Origin of the sequence: Pseudogracilibacillus sp. SE30717A, assembly GCF_037071985.1 — a bacterium.
In the GTDB taxonomy this organism is placed as follows: domain Bacteria; phylum Bacillota; class Bacilli; order Bacillales; family Amphibacillaceae; genus Pseudogracilibacillus.
Window position 1 is genome coordinate 75,201 of record NZ_JAXHDF010000013.1, and the last position, 19,141, is coordinate 94,341.

Consider the following 19,141-nt stretch of genomic DNA (forward strand, 5'->3'; position numbering starts at 1 on the left):
TATGAATAATCATAAAGAAAATCTATTTCTCCTTTATTTACATAAAAACTGGAAATCAATAACCTTATTCTTCCTATTCGTTCTATGCTTTACTATCGTTTTTTCGCTTAGCCATCAACCCCTCGATCCAATTCTCTACTCCATCCTTTTATGTTCATACATTGTCTTCGTCTTTTTTGTTGTTGATTTTTTAAAATTTATAAAGCAATACAAAAAGCTAAAAAACGCAAAAAAAACTATTATGGTACAACTCGATCAATTGCCTACCCCAAAGAATGCAATTGAACGGAAATATCAAGAACTGCTGCAAATTTTATATAAAAACAAGAACGAATTGACCGTTCAAGCTGATAATAAACAAAAAGATTTAGTTGATTATTTTACACAGTGGACCCATCAAATTAAAACACCAATTGCAGCGATGCGACTCCTTCTTCAATCGGAACAAAATGAGCAAACGACCGAATTGGAATTGGAATTAATTAAAATTGAACAATATGTTGAATTTGTTCTACAATATCTTCGTTTAGAAGATATGTCCAATGATCTTGTTTTTAAGAAATATGAATTAGATGAGATCATTAAACAAGCGATCCGAAAAAATGCGAAAATGTTTATTCGAAAAAAAATCAGCCTAAACTATTCGGATATTAACCGTACCGTATTAACAGATGAAAAATGGCTGCTCTTTGTCATCGAGCAAATTCTATCCAATGCGTTGAAGTATACAAAAGAAGGCTCCATTTCAATACATATGAAGAATGAACAACTAATTATAGAAGATACTGGTATAGGCATTCAAGCAGAAGATTTACCACGTGTATTTGAAAAAGGCTTTACTGGATTCAATGGCCGTGCCTTTAAACAATCTACGGGGATTGGTTTGTATCTTTGCAAACAAATAGTGACCAAGCTATCCCATGACATAACTATTGAATCAGAGGTAGGAATAGGAACAAAGATTATCATTGATTTGGAAACAAAGGAAATCGGGGTGGAATGATACCAGTATTTATTTAATCTTACAATAATGTAAGATTGAGCCCTTATTTGTAAGTAAAAGCTATGTCTGTGAGAATGATGCCTTTGCTATACTGAACATGTAGTTAAATGAAGAGACGGAGGAATTTTTCATGACATTACTAGATGTGAAAAATCTAAAAAAAGTATACACAACTCGATTCGGTGGCAATCATGTTCAAGCACTTACAGACGTAAGCTTTTCAGTTGAAGAAGGGGAATATGTTGCGATTATGGGCGAATCCGGTTCTGGAAAGACGACTTTATTAAATATTTTAGCTGCTCTTGACAAACCGACTAGCGGAGAAGTTTTACTGAATGACAAAGACATTGTATCCATTAGTGAAAAAGAAATTTCTACATTTCGCCGAAAAAATCTCGGTTTTGTTTTTCAGGACTTTAACTTACTCGATACATTTTCATTGCAAGACAATATCTTTTTACCACTCGTATTATCAGGCACATCATACAGTGAAATGAGTAACCGTTTAAAACCGCTTGCTGAAAAATTAAGGATCAAAGATATTTTAACAAAATTCCCTTATGAAGTTTCCGGGGGTCAAAAACAGCGGGCAGCGGTTGCGAGAGCTCTCATTACGAATCCAAAGCTTGTTCTAGCTGATGAGCCAACCGGTGCGTTGGATTCACGTGCCGCCGATGATTTACTGCAAATTTTCTCACAGATTAATCAAGAAGGCCAAACGGTTCTTATGGTGACCCATAGTACAAAGGCCGCCAGCCACGCGAGTCGCATTCTGTTTATTAAAGATGGCGCCGTGTTCCATCAAATCTATAAAGGATCCTTATCTAATGAAGCGATGTACCAAAAAATCTCGGATACATTAAACATCATTGCCACGGGTGGTGGTAGAAATGAGTAGACTTTTCTACACCAAACTTGCCTTAACGAATATAAATAAACATCGGAAAACGTATATCCCTTATATCCTTACATGTATCAGTACCATTGCTATGTTTTACATGATGCATTTTATGTCGGGAAATCCGGGTTTGAAAAAAATGTCCGGTGGTGATTCCTTAATTACGATCTTAAATTTAGGCAATATTGTCATCGGCGTCTTTTCAGTTATTTTTTTATTCTATACAAACAGCTTTTTAATTAAACGACGAAAAAAGGAATTTGGTCTATTCAATATTCTTGGAATGGAGAAAAAGCATATTTCCAAAGTGATTGTTTGGGAGACCGTTTTTGTCACTGTCTTCAGTATTGTTATTGGATTAGTAAGCGGAATGATTATAGGCAAGTTAATGTTTTTGCTCTTAAATAATATTTTACATTTTAACGTGCCACTTACGTATTTTGTTTCGACAAAATCAATAGGAATTACATCGATCCTTTTTCTTAGTATTTTTGTCCTTACCCTTTTAAACAATTTAAGACATATTCATCTGGCAAAACCGATTGAATTATTACGAGGTGGTCAGGTTGGTGAAAAAGAACCAAAAACGAAATGGGTTCTCGTTATTATCGGAGTAGCAGCACTCGCGTCCGGATACTATATCGCACTAGTAACGGAATCTCCATTAGCCGCGCTCAATAAGTTTTTCCTAGCTGTGCTACTCGTCATTATCGGCACATACGCTTTATTTACAGCCGGCACGATAGCCCTTTTAAAAATCATGCGAAAAAACAAAGGTTTCTATTATCAAACTAAACATTTTATCAGTGTATCAGGTATGATTTATCGGATGAAACAAAACGCAGTAGGTCTGGCCAATATTTGTATTCTTTCTACCATGGTCTTGGTCATGTTATCAAGCACGGTATCTCTTTACATTGGAATGGAAGATGTGATCAAAAATCGCTATCCAATGGAAATTGAAGTTTCAGCAAATAATATCTCTGAAGAGCAGGCACAAGTAATTGAAAAAATAATATATGATGAAGCAGAAAAATATCAAATTGAAATAATAGACCCGGTTCGTTATCGTTCTGCAGATTTTCCAGCAAATAGGGAAGGAAATACTTTTACAACAGATCGTAAAACCATTCAGTCATTTACGAATATCTCAATGATTGAATTAATCTCGCTTGAAGAGTTTAATCAGTTGGAAGAACAGTCTGCAAAACTAGCGGACAATGAAGTTCTAATTTATACGTTTGAGGGAGAGCCTGTTGAAAATACCATTACAATATCAGGACAGGAGTTTCAAATTAAAGACCAGTTAAAAGACCTGTCCTTCAGCAGAGATAGTTCTGGTATGTTAACAGATGGCTATTTTATTGTCGTAAAAGATGAAGAAACGATTAAATCTCTATACCCTGCCGAGGAATTAGAGCTTATAGATTGGAAGGATTTATCTTATTTTTCAGGATTTGATGCTAAGGGAAGCACTGAAAATGAAATTGCCCTAACAAGGGCTTTATCCCAAAAGCTAAAAGAAGCCTCCATCGATGGCTATGCAGAAGGACAAGAGGAATCAAAAGAATCTTTCTATTCCATATACGGCGGTTTATTTTTCCTTGGTCTATTTCTTGGCGCATTATTCATCATGGCAACCGTCTTAATTATGTATTATAAACAAATATCTGAAGGCTATGATGACAAAGAACGGTTTGCAATTATGCAAAAAGTAGGCTTGAGTAAAGAGGAAATTAAAAAATCGATTAAGAGCCAAGTGCTCGTCGTGTTTTTCTTACCACTTATCGCAGCCGTTATTCACATCGCCTTTGCATTCAAAGTTATCACGAAACTATTGGCTTTGTTAAACTTAACAAATATTGGTCTTTTTGTCATATGTACAGCTGCAACCATATTTATATTTGCTTTATTTTATGCTCTTGTCTATATATTAACAGCGAGGGAATATTATAAGATTGTCAGTTAGAGGCAGTGCCTGGATTTCATAGGGTGCAATTGAGGAATAAACCCTTAGATTTAAATTGTTATATTTTAAAGTGCAATAAGTTTTTTCACAAAAAATTTAACCTTGTCCTAAACGTTTACGTTCGGAATACCAGTTAATAGCTGTCAACAACTATTAACTGGTATGGTTAAATGTCTTATTTATGATGTTTTTTCAACATTTGTTGCAAATGTTCTTCTGATTTTCCTTTCGGGATACTGAGAGTTTCCCAATTCTCGTCTTTTATTAGTTTACCAATATAAACGATTTGCCCTACATGATAGGCATAGTGAGCCATTTGTCTTTCAATCGCTTCAAGTACCGTATGTCTTTCTCCCCGAATGTACACATTTTTTAATAAATCCTGATCACCTAATCCATTTAATGTTTCAAAAAGAATGTTCCAACCTCTTTCCCAAACTTTTATCAGTTCCTGTTTTGATGATATATCGTCCTCAAATTCTTGGTCACGATTCCGGTATGACTTTTCTCCATCCGAAGTTAAAAAATCGGACCATCTGGACACCATATTTCCACTTAAATGTTTGGCTATAACCGCAACACTATTTGAAGCTTTATTTAAACTCCAGTGAATTTCTTCGTTCGACAATTGCCCTATTGTCTTATCACCTAGGTCTTTGAGACTTTTAAATCTTTCTTGTACAACATTCAAATACTCTTTTCCAAGGTTCATTATTGGCACACCCCATTAGAATAATTCCGATTTTAAATCGAGTCAACACAACTTAGAGAGAACAAGTCTTTTCGATTATCTTGCGATTAAGCAATAAAGTTTTTTTCTTACATCAATTTTATTTTAATGCCACATTCGGACCTCTCTGTTATTGCAGTGTTAATCTGCGGTCTGTTTTGTCTTCCTAGTTGTGCCCAGTATGATCAAGGCAACATAGATTACGATGGCAATCGAATCTATAAGCGTATTCGTGAGAGCGGAAACGTCAAGTAATGCCGTTACGCCAAGAATTACTATTAATCGGACAATCAGAATCGCCACGATCATCCATGCGGCAAAATTGATCTTCGATCGCTCACTTTGGAATGACATAAAAATGAAGGCGATGCCGAAGACCAAATTTTCTACCGTTATAATGTGCCAAACATACGTAAATACTATTCGGATATCCATGGGCATCTCCCCATTGTCGAGCGTGGGAAATACAGCAGATTGCCCGTTCCATGCATGTGTGACGGCAAAGAGCACAGCAAGAACACCGGCAATCAAATAATAAAAATTCCTAACCTTTATATTAATCACAACCCTCCAAAAAAATTTCCGGTTCATTCTCTTGGATATCCTTGTAAATCTCTCGGACGAATTCTGCCAATTGTTCGTCGCTTTCGTTATTCAAATCCCTTAATGTTTCGGCAGCTAGGTTAAGTAAACTACTTACCTTATTCAGATGATTAATCTTCTTGCGCGTTTCTGCATTCTTAGCATCGAGGAATGCAGCAACCTCTTCGCAGTAAGCGGGATCGATATTTTCCATCCTATGGAAACCAAATTTCCCCTTAATTTCATCCAGAGAAAAGTCCGCATACTTCATGATCTGAATATTCATCAAGTCTATGAGGTCATCCCTCGAATACCTGCGGTACCGATTGTCTTTCCGAGACGGCGTAACGATCCCAATCCGGTCATAATACCTAAGTGTATCCTTGGACATCCCAAGTTTCTCCGAAACCTCTTGTATAGAATAAAATTTTTCCATGAATCCATCATAGCATTTGAGTTGACTCCAATGTCAAGTCGCTTTTTGATTTTTTTCTATAGTTGGAATATTGTATTTAAAGATATGTTGATTGTATCTTAATTAACAATATTTTCTTTTGTAATAAACTTTATTTCATAATCTTTATCAAAAAATTTCCTTATAAAAAAGCAAAAGGCGGCATTGCAATTTAACAATACCACCTTAATTAACTATTAATAACCGTTACCTTGTCCGCCTTTTACAATCTCTTTTCCTGAACTTGCTCCTAGACGATTTGCTCCAGCAGCAATCATTCTTCTAGCTGTATCTAGATCACGAACCCCACCGGATGCTTTTACTCCCATTTCTGGACCGACCGCTTCTCTCATTAAAGCAATATCTTCTGCAGTAGCACTTCCTGGGCCAAATCCTGTAGATGTTTTTACAAAATCAGCGCCAGCCATTTTAGAGAGCGTACAAGCTTTTTTCTTCTCTTCATCTGTTAGAAACCCAGTTTCTATGATGACTTTTACGACGGCTTGTTTATTAGCTGCTAAAACCACACCTTCAATGTCTTTTCTTACCGCATCATAGTTACCCGATTTCATAGCACCTATATTAATTACCATGTCAATTTCAGTTGCTCCAGCAGCAATAGCATCACGTGCTTCTGCAGCTTTTGCAAAAGCACTTGTTGCACCTAATGGGAATCCAATTACGGTTGTTATCCCTACATTTGATCCTTTCAACGCAGTCGCTGCAGTTGGAACCCAGTATGGATTAACACAAACTGTTGCAAATTGAAATTCTACCGCTTCCTCGCATATTTTCTCGATTTCTTCTTTTGTACTTTCAGGTTTTAATAGTGTATGGTCGATCATACGAGCAATTTTTCTACCAGTAATTAACTCTACGCTCACCTGAATTCACCTCCGTTGTTTTTCAGTTACTTTATTTTTCTATATTGTCAACTTGCTTAAATTAACAGTTCTTAGCTAGAGTTTCTGCTATATATTTGTCCGTTATTAGTACATTTGCATAAACTCCATGTAATGCACCAACAATACTACTGAATTTTTTGATGCCTCCAGCTACTAAAATCGAAGATTCCTTCTTAACCAAAAGATGTACATTAAGGTCAATAGTACGTGCATTTAATTCTTCGCTACAGATCTTTCCTTATCTCATTCAAAAAACTAGTCCCATATTTAGGTAAAGGTATATTATAATTATCTGCAATTGTTGCCCCAATATCTGCAAATGTGTCACGGATAGGTAGACTTCTTCCAACCTTAATCCCTTTATGATGAATTAGAAGCGGTACATATTCACGTGTATGGTCTGTTCCATGATGGGTCGGATCATTACCGTGATCTGCCGTTATGATTAATAAATCGTCCTCTTTAAGTTTTGGTAACACTTCGCCAAGCCTTTTATCAAATGCTTCAAGTGCTTCTCCATACCCTTGTGGATCGCGTCGATGTCCATATTCTGCATCAAAATCAACTAAGTTTAGAAAACATAGTCCAGTAAAATCTCTATCCATTGTTTCCATCAGTTTGGTCATTCCATCATCGTTGTCAATTGTGCGAATAGAATCAGTTATCCCTTCTCCATCAAAAATATCCGATATTTTTCCCAAAGCGATAACTTCATATGAAGCATCTTTCAGTCCATCTAATACCGTTCTATCAAATGGTTTTAGTGCATAATCATGGCGATTAGAAGTTCTGTTGAATGCACTAGGATGACCTACAAATGGTCGAGCAATTACACGACCCACCATGTATTTTTCATCCAAAGTCAGTTCGCGAGCTATTTTACAAATATCATATAATTCTTCAATAGGCACAACATCTTCATGTGCTGCAATTTGTAGAACAGAGTCTGCGGACGTATACACGATTAATGCGCCAGAGGAAAGATGTTCTTCCCCCAACTCTTCAATGATCGCTGTGCCTGAAGCCGGTTTATTACCAATTATTTTTCTTCCAGTTTTCTTTTCTAATTCATTTATTAATTCAGGCGGGAATCCATTTTCAAACGTCCGAAATGGTGTATTGACATGAAGGCCTGCGATTTCCCAATGACCAGTCATTGTATCCTTACCATTTGAAGCTTCTTGCATCTTTGTATAATGCCCTTCAGGGTTTGTGACTGTATCTATCCCTTCTATTTTTCGTATATTACTCAATCCGAGTCTTCCTAAATTGGGCATATGTAGCCCTTTCATATATTCAGCGATGTGGCCCAAAGTGTCAGCGCCTTCGTCATTAAATAGCTCTGCATCGGGAGCTTCCCCGATTCCAACAGAGTCCATAACAATTAAAAAAATACGTTTCATAATTACAAACCTTTCAGTGTTTAGTTTTATCGTATAATTCCGTATTCCCTGTTCATTACTGGATGGTTTATTTGGTTTTTATATGGTTAGTACTCTCTGTTTTTTCATATATTTGTAGATAGTTTTAAACACAACCTTAATTTACTTACCCAACCATGTAAGGCTAATTTACTTTCATATTTCACCATTGCCTATCAATAAACTTCTTTTCCATTATTTCTCGTATTTTTAAAGGAAGACTTAATCTAGTATAAAACCACTTTTTCCAGATCGCATTCCAAATAGAATTGCTGAAATGGATACAATAATCAATATAATTAAAGGGATTGTCCACTCGCTTGTCAAATCATAGAAAAATCCGATGAAAAATGGACCGATTGCGGCTAATAAGTAACCCATTGTTTGAGCCATGCCCGAAAGCATTGCTGCTTGTTCCGCGTTTTTCGCACGCAACCCCAAAAAAGATAGAGCCAATGCGAATCCTCCACTTAAAGTAATGCCGATAAACATTGTACAAATTATTATAACAACAAAATTATTGCTTAATAGTAGACCAATGTAACCCACAACAGCAAATAAACCTGTAATAAGCACAGCCCCTGATTGTGATTTAAACTTACCGGCGATTATCGGCGCAAAAAAACTAGCTGGCAATCCGATAAATTGTGCAATCGCCAATAACCATCCAGCGGTCGAAATATCCACGCCTAAAGAGACTAAAATCTCCGGCAACCAAGATATGGTTACATAAAATAAAAAAGACTGAAAACCTAAAAACATTGCGACTTGCCATGCTAATCTCGACCGCCAAATCCGTTTATCACGAATACTGGAAACAATGTCTGTCTTTTTTTTGCTTTGTACATGTTTGATGGAAATATATAACCAAACTACCATTGCAAGAATAGCCGGTACTGACCATACTAGCATAGCTTGTTGCCATCCTAACTTTATACCTTTGGCAAGGGGGATACTTATTCCAGATGCAGTTGCAGCAAATACTCCCATTGTCGTTGAATATAAGCTAGTCATAAAAGGAACCTTTGTTGGAAATTTTTCTTTAATTGTGCTTGGCAATAACACATTACAAATAGCAATTCCAAATCCAATCAAGAATGTACCTACCAGTAAAAGAACTATACCGGATACTGATCGAATGAAGATTCCGCAAGCGAGAATCGCCAATCCGAAGCAGAGGCTGCGTTCATTGGAAAATCTCCTGCCAATCTTGGCGGCACTTATTGACATAAGCGCAAAAGCAATCAAAGGCAAGCTCGTCAACAGACCAGCAATCCAATTAGAAATATGAATGTCAGCACGTATCATGCCTATTAACGGTCCTACTGATGTAATGGCAGGTCGTAAGTTAATTCCAACAAATATAATTCCTACTATAAGCAATGCATTATATAATCGATTGTTATGTTCTGACAAAATAAAAACCCCTTCAGCAATGCACATTGTTAATTAAAAACCAGAAAGTAACTTCTTAAGCATTCAAAAAATCGATTAAACGCAAGAGAAGTACTTTCTATAATGTTGTCCAAGCATCTTCCGGAAATTCGAAAAATTACTAGGTCCTTCCATCTTTTTTGATGCTCAATTTCAGTTTATTAATATTAAAAGAACATCGTTACGATAGCACCATTCAATAAGTTTGCCAATGTTGCAGCGATTAACGCCTTTATCATCAATCTTTGAATTTCTAATTTTCTGTGAGGTACCATTTCCGATAACATACCTACAATACTCCCGGCAGCTCCAAAGTTTGCAAATCCACTCAAAGCAAATGTTAAAATTGCTACCGTTTTTTCTGAGAGCAGGTCGATTGAATTAGATAAGTTAGCAAAAGCAAAGAACTCATTCAGCAAAAGCTTTTGCGCTATGAAGTTCCCAGAAATTAATGCTTCTTCCCAAGGAATACCAATAATAAAAGCGACAGGTGCGAAAACATAACCAAATATTAATTCTAGTGAGAAATTTTCAAATCCAAACAACGATCCTGTCCATCCAAATAGACCATTAATTAAAGCCATTATGCTAATAAAAGCTGTTATCATTAATCCAACATTTATGGCATATTGTAACCCCTCTTTAGAACTAACAAAAATGACATCAATTATATTTGTTTTTTCATCAGACGAATCATCAACTTCCTTCCATTCGTTTTTATTTATTTCTTCCGTTTCGGGAATTAAGAATTTAGCAATCATAATTCCAGCCGGAGCTGACATTACTGCTGCAGATAACAGATACTCCATTGGAATTCCCATAGCAGCCAATCCAACCATGATTGCACCAGAAACAGAGGCAAGTCCTCCGACCATTACTGAAAATAATTGGGAACGAGTCATATTGGCGATATAAGGCTTAACAACTAGTGGAGCCTGAGTATTCCCGACAAACATGTTTGCTGCGGCCGCTGCTGACTCCGCATAAGAGGTTTTCATGACTTTTGAAATAAAGCCTCCAATAAACCGTACAATATATTGCATAACTCCAAAATGATATAAAATACCAATTAAAACGGTAAAAAAGACGATTAACCCTAAAACAGTAACTCCCCAAATACCAAACTCACCACCTTGCTCGGCTAATGGTCCAAAAGCAAATTTCAGTCCTTCATATCCAAAACTAATAATATCTGTAATTACTGTAGACACATACTCCAAAATATTTTTTCCGATTGTCCACTTTAATACGAGGTATCCAAATACTACTTGTAATATAAAACCCACCGTTACAGTTGTAATGTTAATCGCTTTCTTTTTTTCCGATAACAAAAAGGAAATAAAAATTATAAAACTACATCCAAACAGTCCCCAAAGTATATTCATTATTATTTCATCCCCCTCTTTCGAATATTGCGATAATTAATTTTATTCAAAAGTAAGGGGTTAACACGTGGGAATAACCACCCATAGGTGAACCCCTTACATTTTAATGCTGATTAATTTACATTTCTTTAATCACATTTTTGATTAAATGAACAAATATATCTCTTGATTTGGCGGCAACTTCAATTACTTCATCATGGCTAAGAGGCTCATCTAAAATTCCACATGCCATGTTCGTTAAACAAGATACGCCTAGCACTTTAAGTCCTCCATGTATGGCAACTGTAGCCTCTGGGACAGTTGACATTCCTATTGCATCTCCGCCTAACGTACGAATCATACGAATTTCTGCAGGCGTTTCATATACAGGGCCACTCCACCAACCATATACACCTTCACGAAGTGTAATATCTTTTTCTTCAGCAACCTTTAATACAATGTTTCTCAGTTCACGGTTATATACTTCAGATACATCTGGAAAGCGCGTTCCTAAATCATCATTATTTTTTCCAATCAAAGGATTTGTCCCAACCAAATTTATATGGTCAGTAATTAACATTAGCTCACCGGGATTAAAATCTGTATTAACTGCCCCGCATGCATTCGTAATAATTAACTTATCAATTCCCAACGCTTGCATAACACGGACAGGAAACGTAACTTCGTCTAATGAATACCCTTCATAGTAGTGATAGCGTCCTTTCATAGCAACAACTATTTTTCCTTCCATTTTTCCGATAACTAACTCATTTGCATGCCCAACCGCACTCGATTTAGAAAAATGTGGAATGTCAGCGTATGGAATGACTGTAGCATCTTCCATTTCATCGGCTAAGCTTCCCAGGCCCGACCCTAAAATTATTCCAATTTCCGGGACGAGTTTTGTCTTGCTAGTAACATAATTTTTTGCTTCCAAAATATCTTCTGTTTTGTGCAATTTTATTTCCTCCCTAAATAGATAAAAATTAAATTTTATAACTTTGAATATAGACCGGTCTATATAATATATTTAAAAAAAGGAGTTAACTTTGCATTATCAAGGAAATATTGGATGCGACTGTTTTTAATGCATCTGCATTTTTACGTGCTAAAGACACAACAAATCCTCCCTGAATCATAATATTTATCGTATCTCCTAACACTTTAGCTTCTGACTCGCTGTATCCATTTAATAACAGTTTATTTGCAAATTCTTTACTCCAAGCTTCAAATACTTCCTGACACGCTTTTCTTAATTCGTCACTTGTTGCAGCTGTCTCTAGTACTAGAGCTGTAATGGGTACTCCTTGAAAATAGTTATTTTCTTCAAATCGTTTAGCGCTGTCTAATACAAAGTGCTTAATGGATTCAACGGCATCATCATACTGCGATAAAGTTTCTTTTATAAATGCAGTCACATTTTGCTTTGTCCACCGAACTGCTTCTATTGCTAGCTGTTCCTTTCCATTAGGAAAATGGTAATATAGTGATCCTTTTGGAGCACCGCTATGCTGAATAATATCATTGATCCCTGTTCCCGCATAGCCATTTCTTTGAAGCAAATAAGCTGTTGACTTAATCATTTCTTCACGTGTATTTCTTTTCAAACGATTTTCCCCCTATTGAATAACTATAACAAACGGTCTACATACTCATAGACTCATCATAAAGCATAATTTAAAAGCTGTCAATTGTTTTAATAAAGCGTTTTCACGCATTAAAATTAATCGATTCATCTTAAAGTGCTTCAGCAAGAATCAAAGGTGCTTGGTCCAAGTCTGGAAGACCTATTACCCACTTAAGTCTCGAGACAGTCATCCATGTATGAAGAATGAGTGGTGCATATTCGTCGTGTATGATCAATTCCGTGATAAGTCGGATCGTTACCATGATCCGCTATGGTTATTAATAAATCATCATTCTTCAGTTTAAAAGACTTATTTAGCATGCCCATTTTTAGTGTAACATGCTTTTTAAAGCTTTTTGAGTATTAATTATTGACAGCTATTAGCTGGTATAGAAACAATAATCATCAACTATCCACCAAAGTGCGAAGATAAAGGTTTATACAGAAGTTATTGAAAACTTACATGGAGATAATAGTAACTTAGAAAATATTGAATTAAAATCTGGTGATAACATTCAAAGAAGTTGTGGCTTCCTAGTTCCAAGTTTTTATCGCTCAAATAAATTTGCTAAATAATTAAGTTGTCAATTTGATAAAAATGAGGGAATTATCACTGATGATTCTAGTTGAACAACAGCAAATAGGGTGTTGCAGGCGAAACTGAAAAGGAAGCCTCTCTTCTTTGATAATTTCAGCCAACGGCAATAAGACTACTTCAAGTATAAACAAAGATATACATTAGATAGATTTTAATATATAAGCTGATGAATTATAAATACAACTCATCAGCTTTTTGTATTATGAGGTCTATTAACTTAAAAAACTTACCTCATTAAATGATCCGTTTGTTGTATAACATAATAAAACACGTCACAAAAGTAACGTGTCTGTAATTTTAAGTTGAAGCAAGTCCCTCATCACTTGCCTTCAATTGGATCATGGCTTCTGCAACGTCTCTAATGCCCAAATCTAACGCACGAAAAATCTTGTCGTAAATTTCAATCGAAAGGTTATCAAAGCCGCCTTCCGAACGGGAAATTATTTGTAAACCGACATCAGCTTTATCGGCAAGTTCCTGTTGGGAATAACCACATTGTAAACGACGAGCAAAAATAATTTTAGCAAATACACGTGACAAACCTTCTAAGGATCCTTCTAAATCTGGATGACCTTCATGCAACAATGAAGTGGTCATATTTAAAAGATATTTAGCCTTCTTCATTCTTTAATCCCTCCTAAATAGTGATCAAGATGCTCTTTTCTGAAATGGCAACTCCCTCAAAAACACTCCTAAAATTAGACTTTTCACTCTAACTTTTTGGGTGCAGTCCCTAAGTACAAGGGCTATTCGAGCATCATTTTAATGATAGCAACCAAATACTAAATACTCACTATAAAGGATACTACTGTTCCTAAATCTGGTGTACTTTTAATTTGCAGTCCTGTTCCAAAGTGTCGTATTAATCGTTGATTCGTATTAATTAATCCTACACCCGTTCGTCTTCCTGCCTTTCTTTCTAATAAGCTTTGCAATTGAACTTCATCCATTCCGATGCCATCATCCTCAACTGAAATCTCAGCATACCCATCATGAACGGAAATCTTTATGACAATCTTTCCACCACTAATGCGTTGCATGATACCGTGTCTTATAGCATTTTCCACTAACGGTTGAATCGTTAAGAATGGAAGTTTCAGATCATTATTGTATACATCCATCTCCCAAACAACCTCTAATCTATCTCCGAAACGAACTTGTTCAATATTAAGATATGATCGCACGATATTTAGTTCATCTTCGATTGGGATCAGCCCATCAATATGTTGAAACTGAAATTTAGTTCTTAAAAATTCGCTAAGTTCATTTAGCAGATTACTCATCTTATCTAAATCAATTTCACTTAAAGCGATAATTGAATTTAATGTATTGAATAAAAAGTGTGGCTGAATTTGTGCTTGTAACCATGCAGCTTCTAATTGCAATTGTTCTCGCACAACTTTCTTTACTGTCGTAAGTGCTCTCACTCTTGATCTTAACTCCAACATTTCAACAGGCTTCGTCACATAGTCATTGGCCCCTGCTAAAAAACCCGCTTGTATATCCTTGGGTTCACTCCTTGCAGTAAGCAGCAAGATAGGAAGCTCCGTAAGGGTATAACGATTACGAATCAATTTAGTCAATTCATATCCTGACATATGTGGCATCATGATATCAGAAATAACTAAATTCCATTCCTTTTCATCCAATATATCAAGCGCCTCTTTGCCGCTCGATACAGTAGTGATATCATATTGTTCAACTGGCAAAATTGATTGAATTACCTGTAGGTTTACTGGGTCATCATCAACAATTAATATGGGCAGGCGTTCGGAGTCGGTCGCGTTTAATATGGATTGATCTTCAGCAATCAAGACTTCCACTTTTTCCAAATTGATTGTAGACGCGACCAAATCTTTAACAGGCATCATCTGGTGTTGAAATCTCATTGCATTCCCAATCTCCCCGACTTCATCTGCCGGCGCAAGTATTAACGAAAAGGTAAACTTCGATCCTTTCCCTAGAACTGAGGAAACTTCTAATTTTCCGCCATGCAGTTCAATCAATTGTTTACTTATACTTAAGCCTAACCCAAAACCATCTTCAATCATTTGCTCATCAGAAGCTTGCTCATAGGGGCGAAATAGCCGCTGAAGCAATTCCTCATCCATACCAATCCCTGTATCAGCTATAGTAATAAGTGCTCTTTCATCCTTCACTACAGCTTGTATGTAAATTTCCCCTTCATTCGTGTACTTTATAGCATTATGAAGCAAATTATAAACGATTTGAATTACTCGATTTTCGTCTGCAATCACGGGAGGAAAGTCATCCGGAATTTGGTTAACAATTTTCACTGGCTTGATTTCAACAGTGAATTGCAGCATATCGAGTACTCCTGTTACAATAGGCTGAATCGCAATGACTTTTTTCTGCAAGCGTGGATTACCTTCCCGTAAACTAGCAGCATCAAGTAGATCATTTAATAGCAGTGTCATCCGCTGGCCGACTGTTAAAACCATTTCAAGTTCATCGACACTTTTTTTCTGTAACAAATGTTTTTCTCTAGCTAAAACAGATTGAGACATGTTAATGATTCCGTGAAGTGGATTTTTAAATTCATGAGAGGTGTTTGCTAAAAATTGATCCTTATGCTCATTCACTTTTTGTAATTTTGTAGCAAGCTTCTTTGTTTTAATATGCATATTAAAATAATCTTTAAACCAGATAGATGCAAAACAAACGATAGAAATAATAAGATCGAACGGGTAATGAACGACACTTATTCCAGCTTCTCTCCAATAAATTATCCAAATAAAATGATGGCAGATAGCTATGAAAGAAAATAGTAATAAAACATTCCCGGTTATATCACTGAATAACTTTTTGATAAACGTAAGCATCGTGATAACAATTGCTATCCCAGCCAAAAGATAATAAACAGGAAACATCATTATAATTTGCTCTGGGGATAAAAACAACGTAATGACAGCCACTATTATACTGGTAAATAAATAGACTGGACTAATCCTACGCCAATAAGGGAGATTACGTTGATCTATACACTCTAATAAGGCATAGCAAGCGATTGGAATGGTTACATTCGCTAGACGAAAATCCCATTCATATCCAATATTAAATAATAAGTGGAATAATTTTTCATCGTTACTGATTAAATTCATTAATGTTATGCAAAATATTAGTAAAGAAAAATATAATAACCTTTTTTCACGATTCCCAAGGAAAAATAGCACAAGAGCATAAATAGAATGCATCAAAAATATAACTGAAGCCAAAACCTGCATGGATAACGACAAGTTTCTTTCCTTGGACATTGCTGCCTCTGAACCAAATTTAATCGAACGAATAATTCCGCTTCGGCGAACATCTTTAAAATTTGCTGCTTGAATCACAATCTCAATGACACCATTTTCATCTGCAGTGAAGGTTGTTGAATAAGGTAGATTTTTTGCGACGTATTCATCTTCTGTTTCACCAACTTGCCCAGATCTAGCCAAGAATCGCCCATTAATATATACTTCCGAAGAGCTGCGTACGCTTGATACATACATACTATAATTCATCTTCTCATCTGGATTTACATATAATCGTAATCGATACGAACCAAATCCAAACGGTGTTGATTCTTTATCATGAAAATTTTCATTCCACCTTCCTGGAACTTGAACAAACTTTCGTGATTTCTCGTCTAAACCATGTTGCTGCTCACCATCTATCAACCATTGTGAAGGATAAAACTCCCATTCTCCATCAAGTAAAAGCACTTCACCATCATCTACATTCCAATCCCGTAAATCCAATTGCCCCTTTTTAATTTGCGTATGTGAGACATCTTGGAATGCGTTCATCCAGAGAATACGGGAGCCCGATAAAATGATTATTAATAATCCAAACATTATTAAAATATGTCTTTTTTTCATATGTATTTTTTTGGGCGAATTATTTCCGCTCAAGACCCCTCTCATCATCTGATCAATAACTAAGTCATCTACTAATTAAATTATATAAATGAAACAAAAAGTAACTTTTAAATCCCTGTGTTTAAATATTTTCTAATGTTTTAGCATATTTATTAAACGGTATTTGTTTACAATACTTGCATTCTCGTATCTTTCTGCTTCTATTCTATCATAAAGTATTTTTTTAATTTATTTGAAGTAAGTGTAATATATCTTTAAGAAAAAAAGGAGTTGTTTCTCCCTTTTAAAAATAGCCACTTTTTTTAGACTAGTAAAGCCGTTATACTATTTACAACTATATAATCATGTTTTTCATTTTGAAAAATAAGATTGCCAAAGAACTCCTTATTTAATGCTATGAATAATAAAAGATTTGGTTTCGATAGTTGCTTGCTTAAACTCCCAATCTCCATAAACTTGGATTTGTGAAAACCCTGCTCGTTGCAATGATTCATCGATTTCTTCTTGTGTTCGAAATTTTAATTCCATTTTTTCTTGAATTAACACTTTATCCGTACGTGCATTTTTCACTGTTTCATAAAACGTATAAACATCTTCAACAAACCCTTTGTATTCCGTCCAAATTTCAAGTTGCTCACCACTCATATGATGTATTGCAACATCAGGAGTTTTATCTTTTTCCCATTGTTCCCACGCTTTTGCAATTGGATTACGGGTATCAAAAATAAAATACCCTCCAGGTTTTAATGCTCTATATACGTCTGAGATGGCATGTTGCCAACTTTTATCTGTAAGAAATACTTGGGCAACATTCGCTGTCATTATAACAGCCTCAAATGCATTTGATTTTAAATTTGAACTATCACCAACAACCCAAGATATCTCGCCTGGATACTCCTTATTTTTTGCATATTCAATTGCTTCTTCATTTGGGTCAACAGCTGTAATATGATAGCCTGCTTTCGCAAAATGAGATGTCAATCTTCCTGTTCCACAACCTAAATCAGCTATTTTCTTAATATGCAACTTTTTTAATAATGCTAAAAAGAATTCATCGTCTTTGCCCCAGCGATTAATCTGGTCATATACTAACGGAATCATTTTTTGCCTACTTTCTATAACAAACTTATTTATTCTTTTTCTATTTAGTAGTAAATTTTTGTCATACTCCATCTATCTGTTGCCACTAATATAGGTGGAAGGAATTTACATTAATTTAAAACAAATTAACCCGAAAACAAAGGCTTTATTTTTCCCTTTCCTTTGACTTCCACTTTGTGTAAAGCACATAAATAGCGTTTCCAATAGTCAATAATATTGCTGCAGTTAAAAAACCAAGTATTGGATATATATCAGGATCAAATATTAAGAGCAAAATAGTTGCCAGAACAAATCCTCCCCAACCCCCTATAGCAAAACGCCACGGATGTTCTTTATTAAATAGCATAATGATTTCCCCCTTTCGGTGTGAAAAAATGACTTTTTATTTAAAATCCTATCATTTCCGACTGTTTTTAAACTTTTTTGCATCATAACTAAATGACCAAGAATACAAGGTTTTGCTAGAAATATATGCAATCCATACCAGTAGCATAAGATTGGAACAGCGTAAAAACTATACTTTAACGGACATTGTGAAAGTTGAACGGAACAAAGAAGAAATTTGCTTGAATGTGTATTACGCTAATGGTGACTAGTGATATTGCAGCTATGGTACTAGTCACTTTATAATCTCGTGTGTGCTATTATTTGAAGTGAATGAAAAGGCAGAATACCTGGTCCACCAATAAATCACAAGGGCATACGTTGGTTGGTTATAAGCTCTTAAAGGTTATTTTTTCCCTTTAACAAGTCAGATTGGTTTTTTTCTACTATACTCAAAGTTACTTGTATTCAGAAGATGAACTATTCATTTTTCTAATAAAGTAAAAAATTAAAAAGTAAATTACGGGAACTATTATTGCCCACCTCATTGCAGGTATAAACGATAAGTAAAGACTAATAGGTAGTGAAGATAAGACACTCAACAGAATGAACTTCCAAGAGTTTTTAAGTAAAGCAAACGTTAAAAAAAGTACAGGTAAAAAAATAGAACTATAAAAAACTATTGAATAAATCAATAACATTACCACCTTTACTTTTTTACTGCCTTTTCATAGATATAATACATGTATTTTTATATGGATTAAGCTTCCAATAAAGGTAAATTACTTTGTAGTCTTATATATGATACTATATTTTTCCATAATGAGGGGGATAAAGAAAAAATTAGTTC

The 19,141-nt window shown here is 35.4% G+C and carries 17 protein-coding genes; 3 read left to right on the forward strand and 14 right to left on the reverse strand.

The genetic code is table 11. From position 1 onward, the window contains the following. Position 1: 1 nt before the first annotated feature. The 3 genes from SPD48_RS17905 (at position 2) to SPD48_RS17915 (ending at position 3,870) form a co-directional block, all read left to right on the forward strand. Positions 2-1,003 carry a sensor histidine kinase gene (locus tag SPD48_RS17905; RefSeq protein ID WP_336259501.1) on the forward strand — a complete coding sequence of 334 codons (1,002 nt, stop codon included), beginning with the start codon at positions 2-4 and terminating at the stop codon, positions 1,001-1,003. 130 nt (positions 1,004-1,133) lie between these two features. Next, complete coding sequence (locus SPD48_RS17910) at positions 1,134-1,901, forward strand: ABC transporter ATP-binding protein (RefSeq protein ID WP_336259502.1); 768 nt, start codon at positions 1,134-1,136, stop codon at positions 1,899-1,901. Further along, positions 1,894-3,870, forward strand: a complete 1,977-nt coding sequence (locus tag SPD48_RS17915) for an ABC transporter permease (protein WP_336259503.1) — start codon at positions 1,894-1,896, stop codon at positions 3,868-3,870. The genes SPD48_RS17910 and SPD48_RS17915 overlap by 8 nt, the downstream gene beginning before the upstream one ends. Positions 3,871-4,045: 175 nt before the next feature. Here the strand turns inward: SPD48_RS17915 and SPD48_RS17920 are convergent, their stop codons facing one another. The 14 genes from SPD48_RS17920 to SPD48_RS17985 all read right to left on the reverse strand — a co-directional run bounded on the left by SPD48_RS17920 (position 4,046) and on the right by SPD48_RS17985 (position 18,313). Then, positions 4,046-4,582 (reverse strand): DUF1572 domain-containing protein, encoded by a 537-nt coding sequence (locus SPD48_RS17920; RefSeq protein WP_336259504.1) that lies wholly within the window; start codon positions 4,580-4,582, stop codon positions 4,046-4,048. A gap of 159 nt (positions 4,583-4,741) precedes the next feature. Then, positions 4,742-5,164, reverse strand: a complete 423-nt coding sequence (locus tag SPD48_RS17925) for a hypothetical protein (protein ID WP_336259505.1) — start codon at positions 5,162-5,164, stop codon at positions 4,742-4,744. After that, the gene (locus SPD48_RS17930) at positions 5,157-5,618 is read right to left on the reverse strand and encodes a MerR family transcriptional regulator (protein WP_336259506.1); all 462 of its coding nucleotides are present in this window, start codon (positions 5,616-5,618) and stop codon (positions 5,157-5,159) included. Before SPD48_RS17930 ends, SPD48_RS17925 begins: the two co-directional genes overlap by 8 nt. A 215-nt stretch (positions 5,619-5,833) precedes the next feature. Next, positions 5,834-6,481, reverse strand: a complete 648-nt coding sequence (deoC, locus tag SPD48_RS17935) for a deoxyribose-phosphate aldolase (protein WP_336259518.1) — start codon at positions 6,479-6,481, stop codon at positions 5,834-5,836. A gap of 100 nt (positions 6,482-6,581) precedes the next feature. Next, the gene (locus SPD48_RS17940) at positions 6,582-6,722 is read right to left on the reverse strand and encodes a sugar-binding domain-containing protein (protein WP_336259507.1); all 141 of its coding nucleotides are present in this window, start codon (positions 6,720-6,722) and stop codon (positions 6,582-6,584) included. A 43-nt stretch (positions 6,723-6,765) separates the two neighbouring features. Beyond that, complete coding sequence (deoB, locus tag SPD48_RS17945; RefSeq protein ID WP_336259508.1) at positions 6,766-7,944, reverse strand: phosphopentomutase; 1,179 nt, start codon at positions 7,942-7,944, stop codon at positions 6,766-6,768. 240 nt (positions 7,945-8,184) lie between these two features. Then, entirely contained in the window at positions 8,185-9,405 is a 1,221-nt protein-coding gene (locus tag SPD48_RS17950) for a CynX/NimT family MFS transporter (protein WP_336259509.1), read from the reverse strand. Positions 9,406-9,563: 158 nt separating this feature from the next. Then, the gene (locus SPD48_RS17955; protein ID WP_336259510.1) at positions 9,564-10,781 is read right to left on the reverse strand and encodes a NupC/NupG family nucleoside CNT transporter; all 1,218 of its coding nucleotides are present in this window, start codon (positions 10,779-10,781) and stop codon (positions 9,564-9,566) included. Positions 10,782-10,899: 118 nt separating this feature from the next. Then, positions 10,900-11,718, reverse strand: a complete 819-nt coding sequence (locus SPD48_RS17960; protein ID WP_336259511.1) for a purine-nucleoside phosphorylase — start codon at positions 11,716-11,718, stop codon at positions 10,900-10,902. 85 nt (positions 11,719-11,803) lie between these two features. Then, a complete protein-coding gene (locus SPD48_RS17965) occupies positions 11,804-12,367 on the reverse strand; it encodes a TetR/AcrR family transcriptional regulator (protein WP_336259512.1) in 564 nt (187 codons plus the stop codon). A gap of 915 nt (positions 12,368-13,282) precedes the next feature. Beyond that, positions 13,283-13,609 (reverse strand): helix-turn-helix transcriptional regulator, encoded by a 327-nt coding sequence (locus tag SPD48_RS17970; RefSeq protein WP_336259513.1) that lies wholly within the window; start codon positions 13,607-13,609, stop codon positions 13,283-13,285. A gap of 158 nt (positions 13,610-13,767) precedes the next feature. Next, on the reverse strand, positions 13,768-16,866 hold the full coding sequence (locus tag SPD48_RS17975) for a hybrid sensor histidine kinase/response regulator (protein WP_336259519.1): 3,099 nt from the start codon (positions 16,864-16,866) through the stop codon (positions 13,768-13,770). A 384-nt stretch (positions 16,867-17,250) separates the two neighbouring features. Beyond that, on the reverse strand, positions 17,251-17,967 hold the full coding sequence (locus SPD48_RS17980) for a class I SAM-dependent methyltransferase (protein ID WP_336259514.1): 717 nt from the start codon (positions 17,965-17,967) through the stop codon (positions 17,251-17,253). A 145-nt stretch (positions 17,968-18,112) separates the two neighbouring features. Next, positions 18,113-18,313, reverse strand: a complete 201-nt coding sequence (locus SPD48_RS17985) for a hypothetical protein (RefSeq protein WP_336259515.1) — start codon at positions 18,311-18,313, stop codon at positions 18,113-18,115. Positions 18,314-19,141: the final 828 nt, after the last annotated feature.

Bases quoted from the DNA above. Each gene is read 5' to 3' on its own strand.
- SPD48_RS17975 (WP_336259519.1), bottom strand. From the start codon at position 16,866: ATGAAAAAAAGACATATTTTAATAATGTTTGGATTATTAATAATCATT.
- deoB (WP_336259508.1), bottom strand. From the start codon at position 7,944: ATGAAACGTATTTTTTTAATTGTTATGGACTCTGTTGGAATCGGGGAA.
- SPD48_RS17955 (WP_336259510.1), bottom strand. From the start codon at position 10,781: ATGAATATACTTTGGGGACTGTTTGGATGTAGTTTTATAATTTTTATT.
- SPD48_RS17905 (WP_336259501.1), top strand. From the start codon at position 2: ATGAATAATCATAAAGAAAATCTATTTCTCCTTTATTTACATAAAAAC.
- SPD48_RS17985 (WP_336259515.1), bottom strand. From the start codon at position 18,313: ATGCTATTTAATAAAGAACATCCGTGGCGTTTTGCTATAGGGGGTTGG.
- SPD48_RS17970 (WP_336259513.1), bottom strand. From the start codon at position 13,609: ATGAAGAAGGCTAAATATCTTTTAAATATGACCACTTCATTGTTGCAT.
- deoC (WP_336259518.1), bottom strand. From the start codon at position 6,481: ATGATCGACCATACACTATTAAAACCTGAAAGTACAAAAGAAGAAATC.
- SPD48_RS17930 (WP_336259506.1), bottom strand. From the start codon at position 5,618: ATGGAAAAATTTTATTCTATACAAGAGGTTTCGGAGAAACTTGGGATG.
- SPD48_RS17920 (WP_336259504.1), bottom strand. From the start codon at position 4,582: ATGAACCTTGGAAAAGAGTATTTGAATGTTGTACAAGAAAGATTTAAA.
- SPD48_RS17915 (WP_336259503.1), top strand. From the start codon at position 1,894: ATGAGTAGACTTTTCTACACCAAACTTGCCTTAACGAATATAAATAAA.
- SPD48_RS17980 (WP_336259514.1), bottom strand. From the start codon at position 17,967: ATGATTCCGTTAGTATATGACCAGATTAATCGCTGGGGCAAAGACGAT.
- SPD48_RS17950 (WP_336259509.1), bottom strand. From the start codon at position 9,405: ATGTGCATTGCTGAAGGGGTTTTTATTTTGTCAGAACATAACAATCGA.
- SPD48_RS17910 (WP_336259502.1), top strand. From the start codon at position 1,134: ATGACATTACTAGATGTGAAAAATCTAAAAAAAGTATACACAACTCGA.